Annotated in this window: 3 protein-coding genes; 2 read left to right on the top strand and 1 reads right to left on the bottom strand. The window is 42.9% G+C overall.

The features are described from left to right. Nucleotides 1-246: 246 nt before the first annotated feature. Nucleotides 247-3,384 (bottom strand): PAS domain S-box protein, encoded by a 3,138-nt coding sequence (locus VB740_RS08015; RefSeq protein ID WP_323199513.1) that lies wholly within the window; start codon nt 3,382-3,384, stop codon nt 247-249. Nucleotides 3,385-4,151: 767 nt separating this feature from the next. Here VB740_RS08015 and VB740_RS08010 point away from each other — a divergent pair. Both VB740_RS08010 and VB740_RS08005 read left to right on the top strand, forming a co-directional pair. Continuing rightward, the gene (locus tag VB740_RS08010) at nt 4,152-5,759 is read left to right on the top strand and encodes a DEAD/DEAH box helicase (RefSeq protein WP_323199512.1); all 1,608 of its coding nucleotides are present in this window, start codon (nt 4,152-4,154) and stop codon (nt 5,757-5,759) included. Then, nucleotides 5,689-6,903, top strand: coding sequence for a DUF790 family protein (locus VB740_RS08005; protein WP_323199511.1), 1,215 nt, complete (start codon nt 5,689-5,691; stop codon nt 6,901-6,903). Before VB740_RS08010 ends, VB740_RS08005 begins: the two co-directional genes overlap by 71 nt. Nucleotides 6,904-6,914: the final 11 nt, after the last annotated feature.

Raw genomic sequence — 6,914 nt, 5'->3', positions numbered from 1 at the left:
GGAAAGGTTTTAAATCCCTTACCCTTTACCCTTTACCCTTTCCCCAGACCTCACCCATCAAAGTTGACTTGCCAGACCACTAGAAATAGCTTAACTGTTGCCTTCCTCGCCCACCTAGAACTAAAGTTCTTTGTCTTTTAGCTAAAGTCTACTAAAGTAGACTAAAGATTTTTGGGTATATCTTAGTCATCTTCAGATGACTTTTGCTATTAGCAAGTAACTTCAGTTACTTGCGGGGCACATTATTCAAGTACGTCCGGTGAGATTGGCAACTACAGCTGCTAACTCAGCCGGATTGACTGGTTTGGGTACATGGAGTTGAAACCCTGCCAACAGCGCTTGCGTGCGATCTTCTGCCCTAGCATATGCTGTCAGGGCCACTGCTGGAATCCGCCCACCTTGTTCTGTTGGTAGCGCTCTCACTTGACGAATTAGTGTGTAGCCGTCTTCTTGTGGCATACCAATATCGCTCACCAGTATATGGGGGCGATATTCTTGCAGGGCAAGTAGTGCATCACTTGCAGATGAAGCAGCCATGACTTGGGCCCCATACTGTCCCAGAATCATGGTGAGCAAATGACGCGCGTCTGCCTCATCATCGACAATCAGCACCCGCAAGCCATCTAGCTTTGGCAAGTAATTGTTAGCCTCTTGGTTATCTACAACAGATGAAAGGTGCTCTGCGGTATTAGTTTCTACATAAACGGCTTTCATTGGCAGATTGACAATGAATGTTGCCCCCTGCCCAATTCCTGGACTTTCGGCAGAGACTGTGCCGCCGTGCAATTCTACTAAGTGGCGGACGATCGCTAACCCTAATCCTAGTCCACCATGCGATCGCGTGATCGAACTGTCTTCTTGACGGAAGCGTTCAAATACATGGGACAAGAATTCGGCAGGAATTCCTATTCCCGTATCGCTCACCCGAATTTGCACATGGGATTCAATACGCTCCAATTGCACATCAACTCTTCCACCTTTGGGTGTAAACTTAACCGCGTTGGAGAGTAAATTCCACACAATCTGTTGCAAGCGATTGGCATCGCCAACAACTATTCCTAATTCAGGGTCGAATTTACAGTTGATGCTAATCTCTTTGGCCTGGGCTGCTGGGTACACTGTATCGATTGCTGCTTCTACTAGTGGTACAAGTTTTACCCGATGAATATTTAAATGGAGTGTGCCTTTAATAATCCGCGAGACATCTAAAACATCTTCAATCAGTTGAGCTAGGGATCTAGTGTTACGCTCGATTGTCTCTAGTGCTCGGCCAGTGGTAGTCTGATCAAACTTGCGGCTCCTAAGTAGCTGAGTCCAGCCTAATATGGCATTTAAGGGTGTGCGGAGTTCGTGGGAGAGTGTGGCGAGAAATTCATCCTTCATGCGGTTTGCAGCTTCTGCTTGAGCGCGTGCTGTCTGTTCGCGCTCAAGCAATTGTTCGCGTTCTTGCTCTGCTTGCTTGCGAGCGGTAATGTCAATCATGAATCCATGTAATAGTTGCGGCCCATTTTCATCCCGCACCACATTAACAATGTCATACAACCATACGACTCTGCCATCAGCAGCTAACATTCTGTATTCAAACTCGTAATTATCCAGTGACAGGGAAGATTCTTGACAATACTGGATAGCCCATTCCTGATCTTCTGGATGCATGTGTTTTGCCCAGAAATTCTCGCTGTACCAATCTGACAATGGATAACCAAGAATCTCAACAGTTTGCGGCCCTACATAAGTAAAATTTCCAGTCGTAGCATTTACTTCCCAAGGAATCACGCGGACTTTTTCTGTGAGTGTCTTTAAGCGTTTCTCGCTCTGTTTGAGAGCTGCTTCTGCTAATTTGTGAAGTGTAATATCTGTGATTAGGGCAACAAATCCTTCAACTTTCCCTTGCTGATTAAATTGGGGAACGTATGTAACATTCACGTAATGGTTTGTGCCATCTTTATCGGGTAATTGAGTTTCGTAAGTTACTTGCTCTCCTGAAAGTACTGTTTCTACATAAGGAAGAATTGACTGATAAACTGACTCTCCCAAAATTTCTCTAATGTGTTTACCAGAAATTTCAGAAGTAGGAAGCCCAAACCAGTCTTCATATCTCTTGTTATTAAAGCGATAACGCTGCTCTCCATCAACATAGGAAATCTGGACGGGCACAGCATTTGTAATCAGGCGGAGTTGATCTTCTCGTTCACGTAGTGCTGCTTCTGCTCGCTTGCCTTCTGTAATGTCGCGTTGAGTTCCCCACGCTCTAACTAAAAGGTCATTTTCGACAATTCCCACCAGATTATTCAAAAAATATTTGGAATTACCTTGCTTATCTATTTCATGAGACTCTGCGTCGATTAATCGGTAATTAGAAGAAATAAAATTACGTAGGTAGGAAATATTGTGTGGATCTGAGGGAACAACAAAGTCTCCTAGCCTAGCGCCGATAATTTCTTTTGAATGAGAATACCCATACATCTGCGCCATAGCATTGTTGCATTCTGCTAAATAACCATACTGATAAAAATGTTGAATTTGCTCTTCTTGTGAACACTCTGGCGAAATCGGCACTTCCAGTTCCATGCACCAAATACCTTCTGAACTCTGCTCTAAAAAAGCGCGGTAGCGTTCTTCGCTTTTGCAAAGGGCAAGCTCTACTTGTTTGCGTTCGCTTAAATCCAGGACAAAAAAGAGAATATCGTTGGAATTATTTTCTAACAAAGCAGAACCTAACAAGACAGGAACGCGGCTATTATCTTGGCGGATGTATTCGTTCTCAAAAGGCTGACACACACCTTTGGTTTTGAGTTCTGCGTAGGCGTAGCCCGCCGTAGGCATCGCACTGTTGGTTGCTTCAATATATTCTGGTGGGATCATGTCGCCCCATCGAAGCCCTGCTAGCAAATCCTCTTGCGAATAACCTACTAGTCGTAAAAAAGCATCATTAGCCTCTGCGATCGCCCCATCCATTTTGGCTACAATTACCCCAATGATATTGGAATCTACCAATTTTCTAAACCTTGCCTCGCTCACCTGTAGCTTCTGCAAACTCATTTGAAGATGTTGTTTCGCAGTGCGTAACTCTGAATTGAGCAAGCTGATTACTGTTGTCACCAGCACAAACAAGCCTAACCGCAATACACTATCTATACTCGTAATCAAGAGTGAAAACACTGGTTCTAAGAAAAAGTAGCTGACGGCTAAAGTAGACAAAACAGTAGCCAGCAACCCTGCTTTCATGCCGCCATCCCAGGCACTAACCGCCACGGCAGCAAAAAACAGCAGGAAAATAGTTGGTTTCAGTAGTGGCTGTAGCAATAGTGTTAGTAGCAATGCGCTACCAACAGTCAATAATGCCACAGCATAAGGTGTTAGAAGGGAACGTATTCCTTTCAATGTGGCTTCTCCTTTTATGCAGCTAGCTAAAGGATTATTCCCAAAATCAGCTAGAGAATGCGTAGGCGTAATCCGTTGTAGACATCGCTCAACACCTATTATGCATTGGAAAAATATACATTTTAGCAGTTAGTTGCTGTGAATCTATCTAAAGTAATAAAACTAAGTTTTAGCAAAGGTTAAATAACCTCATAAACGTCGCTCTAATGATATATATATGATTTTTAGCTATCCGCCAATAAGCATACGTATGTTAAGTTTTGAATTAAGTTATTTTCGGATATAAGTCATAATTTATCCATTGTCTTTAATCTTAATTAAGCTTTATTTGTCCAATAAGCATTTATCCTTTCAACCCTGAATAATAGTTTCAGCAGTCTTTATAAAAACTGATAGGTAGTGTAACTTTATCCCAATTTCTAAAGCGTATATTTTGCCTTATATAGCAATCCTAAATCATTCGTGAAAAAAATCTGTGTTTATTTGCCGATGGGACATTCACCGACAAATGAGCGTCTCTAGTTGGGTGTTGTCGTAAGCTAAAAAACATCTAAGAAAGCATAATCGAATTAAATATAACTCTTGTGGGGTGGGCATCTTGCCCGCCCAGCTTATGCAATTTAAATGTGGAACAGCTTAGTTACTTGAATAAATCATGCGCTTTTTGCGTTATTAGTAATCAATAGACTAGGGAATGGGGCATGGCGAATAAAGAAATTACCAACCCCTAACCCTTAACCCCCAACCCCCAACTCCCAATCCCCAAAATGGCTCGTACCCCTACATTAAATTTTGATCGCGGCACATTAATTTTGCATCCACCACCACGCGGCAAAGGTTGGATGGATTATGCTACATGGGATGATAGAGTTGAAAAATTCCGCATTCCCGCAATTAGATACCGATCGCTAGTGGAAGCACTACAAGCGGAAGATGTGAATTTTATCGATGAGGCGAAGGAATTTTATCCTGTAGATTTGGTTCCGACTCTGGAAATGGAACCCTATCCTCACCAGACTGAGGCGTTAGCAGCTTGGAAACTGGCGGGTAGACAAGGGGTGGTTGTGCTTCCTACAGCAGCGGGTAAGACTTATTTGGCGCAAATGGCGATGCAGTCAACGCCGCGCACAACGCTAATTGTTGTGCCAACTTTGGATTTAATGCATCAGTGGTATGCACATTTAGTAGCGGCTTTCCCCGATGCTGAGGTGGGATTGCTGGGGGGTGGTTCACGGGATAGAACAGCAATTCTCGTTGCAACTTACGACAGTGCAGCAATTCACGCAGAAACGTTGGGAAACCAATATGCATTGATTGTTTTTGACGAATGTCATCATTTACCCACAGATTTTAATCGGGTGATTGCTGAATATGCGATCGCACCTTATCGTCTTGGACTCTCCGCCACACCAGAACGCACCGATGGTAAACACGCTGAGTTAAATATCCTCATTGGTCAAGAAGTATATCGCAAACGCGCCGAAGATTTGGCGGGGAAGGCTTTAGCAGAGCATGAAATTGTCCAAATTAAGGTTAAGTTATCGCAACTTGAACGGGAAAGATACAATCAACTAATTCAAACTCGCAATGACTTTTTAAAGCAATCAAAGATTTCTTTGGGAAGCCTTCAAGGTTGGCAAATGTTCGTACAAATGAGTGCGCGATCGCAATCTGGACGTAGGGCAATGTTAGCGCACCGGGAAGCGAAAGATATCGCTTTGGGTACTGATGGGAAGTTGCGAATTTTGATTGATTTATTGGCAGAACATTATCCGGCAAGAATTTTGATTTTTACTGCTGATAATGCGACGGTTTATCGCATTTCTCAAGAGTTACTAATTCCGGCTATTACTCATCAAACTCCTGTGAAAGAACGACATGAGATATTAACAAAGTTTCGAGAGGGTAAATATAATACTTTGGTTGCTTCTCATGTGTTGAATGAAGGGGTTGATGTGCCGGCGGCTTCTGTGGCAATTATTTTATCGGGAACGGGTTCGGCTAGGGAGTATACTCAGCGATTGGGTAGGATTTTACGGAAGGGAAATATTGAGAATAAGCAAGCGATTTTGTATGAGGTAGTGGCTGAGGATACGAGTGAGGAGGGAACTTCGGCTAGGCGGAGAGGGGAAAGGAGAGCAGGGGGAGCAGGGGAGGCAGGGGGAGCAGGGGGAGAAAAAGAGAGGAAAGGGAAGTTACAGGTTGTGTATGGGAGTGGGAAGGAACGGAGTTTGAAGGCTGCGGAACAGTTAGAGATTAATTATTCAACCGGAAGTCCAAAATCTAAAATCCAGAATTCAGCAGATGTTACCGACAGACTTACTGATGCATCGCCAAAACGGGGAGGAGATTATCCCGAAGAGACTGAAGATTGATCAGAAAACTTCGGAGTTGGCGATTGAGTTAATTAATTATTTTAAATCAGCAGTGGGGAAAACTCAAGGTATGCTTGAGCGACAACTGACTGATTTTGAAGGAGATTCTACAGATTATCGGGTGAAGCGAGGGTTAGCTTATATTCTCAAAAGTAGTTTTTGCACTTTTGAGGTAGTAAGTCCTTTGGAACCACAGATGTTAAGAGAACGGGTGTTCTATTTGGCTGCAAAGTCTGTTTCTAGTCGAGAATCAACACAAATTACTCTGAGTAAAATTGCTGATGAGTTAACTAAAGAACTTGAACGAGAAGTTTTATTAGAACAGGTTCGTAATGGACTCTATGCTGATTTATCTGAAAATAAAATTTTGACAGCCTTTGATGCACCAACAGCGCCAGATTTGATAAATCGATATAACTTATCTCAGGTGCAGGGTGTATTTTATAAAGCCAGTCAACTTGTATTAAATGCCCACCGTAATGTTCCGGGTGAATATAAGCTGTTATTTCGCTATTTAAAGTTGTTTCAATTGATGGCTTATATTGAGGGCGATGCTGACCACGGGTTTACAATTACGATAGATGGGCCGACGAGTTTGTTTAATCCTAGTACGCGATATGGGTTAGCGATCGCTAAACTTATTCCGGCTTTACTTCATGTTACTAAATGGAGTCTTTCGTCGGTTCTCCAAACCCGCGACGCCTATACAAACACTTGGAAAACTGGACGTTTTACTCTCAATTCCGAATGCGGTTTGGTATCCCATTATCCACCAGGAAAGCCCTACGATAGTATGTTAGAAGCATCCTTTGCTGATAAGTGGGATGCGTTGAAAAGTGGTTGGGCGTTAGAACGAGAAGTTGATTTGATCCCAATTCCCGGTAGTGTGATGATTCCCGATTTTCGCTTAGTTCATGCTGATGGACGCACCTTTTTATTAGAAATTGTTGGTTATTGGCGACCAGAATATTTACAAAAGAAGTTTTCTCAGGTGCGACGGGCTGGACGTGATGACTTAATTTTAGCAATTTCCGAGCGACTTAATTTAGAAAAGGCGGGAGTAAAATTAAATGATGTCCCCGCCAGAATTGTTTGGTTTAAAGATAAGTTATTGCCAAAAGCTGTGTTAGCTGTAATGGATTGATTAAGGATAAA

It is taken from the genome of Nostoc sp. UHCC 0251 (assembly GCF_034932245.1).
Lineage (GTDB): Bacteria > Cyanobacteriota > Cyanobacteriia > Cyanobacteriales > Nostocaceae > Nostoc.
The sequence above is the reverse complement of the archived record's forward strand: the minus strand, read 5'-3'. Positions and strand labels throughout refer to the sequence as shown.

What these genes read in the sequence shown, in the direction of transcription:
- VB740_RS08010 (WP_323199512.1), top strand. Translation starts at nt 4,152, where the DNA reads ATGGCTCGTACCCCTACATTAAATTTTGATCGCGGCACATTAATTTTG.
- VB740_RS08005 (WP_323199511.1), top strand. Translation starts at nt 5,689, where the DNA reads ATGTTACCGACAGACTTACTGATGCATCGCCAAAACGGGGAGGAGATT.